At 35.4% G+C, this 3,274-nt stretch carries 3 protein-coding genes; all 3 read right to left on the bottom strand.

Annotated elements, in window-relative coordinates:
• Window positions 1-56 precede the first annotated feature (56 nt).
• A complete protein-coding gene (locus tag RMB03_RS00555; RefSeq protein ID WP_311073119.1) occupies window positions 57-791 on the bottom strand; it encodes a fimbria/pilus periplasmic chaperone in 735 nt (244 codons plus the stop codon).
• Between the two features lie 86 nt (window positions 792-877).
• On the bottom strand, window positions 878-1,411 hold the full coding sequence (locus tag RMB03_RS00550; RefSeq protein ID WP_311073117.1) for a fimbrial protein: 534 nt from the start codon (window positions 1,409-1,411) through the stop codon (window positions 878-880).
• A 1,620-nt stretch (window positions 1,412-3,031) separates the two neighbouring features.
• On the bottom strand, window positions 3,032-3,274 hold a 243-nt coding region (locus RMB03_RS00545), incomplete at its 5' end, for a hypothetical protein (RefSeq protein ID WP_311073116.1).

The raw sequence follows: 3,274 nt of genomic DNA, 5'->3' as shown, positions 1-3,274 counted from the left end.
TAGCTAAGTCCGCCTACACATATAGGTGCTTAAATTTATTAAAAAGATAAATCTGGTTAGTGAAGTTTTATCGGGTGCTCAACTCGACCACCATAGTCATTGACATTCATAAAACTCATATCTTGAAGATTGCCATTTTTAAGTGGGACTTTGTCTTCAGAAAAAGGCTTAATCATTAACCCTTGAGGTAATAAATCAACTTTTTTATCACCTGCCTTTTGGTAAACAGAGGTCATCGTGATATGAAAAGGAGTTGGATTTTTTACCGTTAAATTTTGACCAGATTTAACCCATTGAAGTTTATCAGCTGCTAAATTCGCATCGTCTTTAATCGAAGCTGGTCGATAAAAGAATTTAATACGTGAGCGAATTGCTAATTGCAGGAAATTATCAGGCGTCGTATTTTCAGTTTTTGAAGTTGGTCTTGGGGGAATATCCAAAACGTTTAACCACAAAACTGTTTCTTGCTTCTGATTTAGCTGAGAAGCTGTTGGCAGAGCAGTAATACGAAGGGTCTGACTTTTTGTAGCCTCAACACGAGAAATAGGAGGAGCAATCATAAAAGGTACTTTTGATTGGTCCGGAGTGCTTTTTGGGTCACCTTCATCAATCCAAGCTTGGACAAGTGCTGGTTTTGAACCGTTATTGCTAACTTGTAGTGTAACTTCGCGAGCATCCGAAGGATAAATCACACGAGTGCCATGAATTACAATTTCTGCTTGAGTAGCAGGTGCAACAACTGCTGAAGCAAATGCCAAACCTAACAAAAAATTATAACTGTTCAATTTCATTTCAGAATTCTCAACCAAGAATGATTCGGGAAAGCGTCACAAAAAGAGGGTTTCCATGTAAACATAGAAACCCTCTCATCCATCAATTATTGATAGATAATTGTGTATTGAACAGAAGTGTTTACTTTACCAGCGGTAGAAGCGCCAGTTGCATAGTATTCAGCATAGTAGTTAAGGTCAGCACTTGCGCCTTCAACTACGTCAACCCATTGAGAGTTAGCTTGAGTACCATTTGCACCCGCAGCAAGTACTGGGATGAAGTTATTATTATCACCTAAAAGTTGAACATCAACGTTTTTAGCACCAGTAGCATCTTGGTTAAGTAAACGACCAGAATTAAAGTCAACAGTTGCACCTGGTTCGAAGTAAGTCGCTACTTTACCTTCAGAACAGTTAGCTAAGTTGATTTGGAAAGGAGTACGGCCAGCTGTATCCCCAGCTGCAGCTAAAGTTTGTTTAGAAACAGTTGGAAGAGTAACTGTGAAGTCTTTACCTGCAGGGGTAACGATGTCACAAGTTTTGTCTGTAACTAAACCATTAATTGTAATTGTACCGTCAGCAGCTTGAACATTCGCAATTCCTACAACCGAAAGAGCAGCGATCAAAGCAAGTTTTTTCATGGTATTTTCTCGTAAAGTTTAGATAAGGAAAAAATTAATTACACTTCAAATAAAATGCCTTGAAGTCGTAATGGGCGGAAATTAACAGTTGATATAAAAAAATGCAAACTTCATCACATAAAACTCATTGTTTTTCTCTCAACACTTGCATGAAAGGTATTGTTTTATATTTGTTTTTGCTACCTATATTACATTGTAATTTTTTTGTAACACTGTGAAGTTTGTCTTTATAACTCCACTTGATTTTGAAAATTTACTTACTAATTTGAGACTGCTAGCTATTATTTTTGTGTCATAAGATGTATCTTCAATGGGTGTTTTGTTAGTTTTGTTTATTGAATGTCTAAAAAGAAGTTAAAAAAGCTGTATTTGAGGAAAGGCGAGCATCCATTTGTTTTGAGTACTTTATTTGCTTCTTCAGCAAGGAACCAAGGGTGGAGTGTTGAAGAGATCAATGAAGTGCTTATGAAGTCAAGGGGACTTGATTATGCACATTTCTATAAGACATTGACCTCATATCTTCAGGATTGAGAATAGCTGGTAGATGATTAATTGTTAAATATTGAGACTATATTAGTAATAATGTGATTTTATGAGGCCAAAGCTTAAATTGATTTGTATACAAAGTGAGTTTTACAATAGCCGTGTTTTTGCATCATATTTTTAATAGATTGTTCTACTTTTTGCTTTAGATTTCATTGTAAGTATCGGATTGAGATTTTTGGGAATTGACGTGATGCGGAAGGATGTTACAGTAATTATGATCATTTTTTTGTGACTTCGTTAGGTTATTTCTCCATAGCAAATTTGTCGAGAGAAAATCCAAGTATTAGTTTTATAGGTGATCGTATTACTTAATTGCTGCCAAACTTATAGATTTATGGATAACTAAAAATATATCAATATGCTCTAAAGCAAATGGCTTACTTCTGTTTTTTTCTAGTTCAATCAGAGTATTGATATAAGCCCATGTTTTCTGAGGTTGATGCAGTTTTTTATCGTAAACAGAGTCACTAGATTACACTGTCTAGAATATTGATGAATACGTTAGCTAAAAATGTAGGACTATTTACGTTTAATTATTTAAATAAAGACAATGTGAGTTGGAACCCCCAGTCTTGATATTCATCCTGAATTTCTAAAATTGAAGCTATAGCTCTCCGACATCCATTGAAAAACTCATTATACGACTATATGAAAAGCATAGGTTGTTTTGTTGCATTGCATAAAAAGATTTCTTAGTCATCAAGGAGATGGACTGAAGATCAATTAAATTTAAGATTTGCGCTTCTAGTACAGCTTATGTTCAATTGTGATTGTTGGATTATGATTCATCACAAATGATTTTTAATGATCCTGAGTTCAATATACTTTATTTGATCGTCAAACAGGGTGATCACTTTGCACAGGCAATAGTGAAATCTGTCAGTGACTTGGAAAAATGGGATTGAACAACATTTTTAACGTACTAGGAGAAGAGGGTTTGGATATTGTTGAGGAGTTTTACACAGGAAAATCCAAATCAGAGCAACATCTAGTTGTTGCCAAGACAGTAGCTTAGCATTTCCTTCTGCCAAATACCTCAACACATTGCTGATGAGGTTTTTTCTGATTTAAGGTTTAAACTTCCTGTTGAGGTGGTTCCTTATAAAGACCGCGTATCAGAATAGGTAGATTTAGTTCAACTAGGTTGACGGTGGTCGGATAGCATAGTTCAAACAATACGGCTCCATGTATGGATGCCCATAAAGCTTGAGTGCAGGTTTCAATATTATCAATCGCATAAAACAAGCCAGTATCAACACCTGATGCTATTAATCCTGAAAATAGCGAGAATGCATTGGAAGAAGCCATCATTTCTAA

The sequence above is a fragment of the Acinetobacter sp. V91_7 genome (genome assembly GCF_031799075.1).
In the GTDB taxonomy this organism is placed as follows: Bacteria; Pseudomonadota; Gammaproteobacteria; order Pseudomonadales; family Moraxellaceae; genus Acinetobacter; species Acinetobacter calcoaceticus.
Note: the sequence above shows the minus strand (reverse complement) of the source record. Positions and strands in the feature narration are given on the sequence as shown.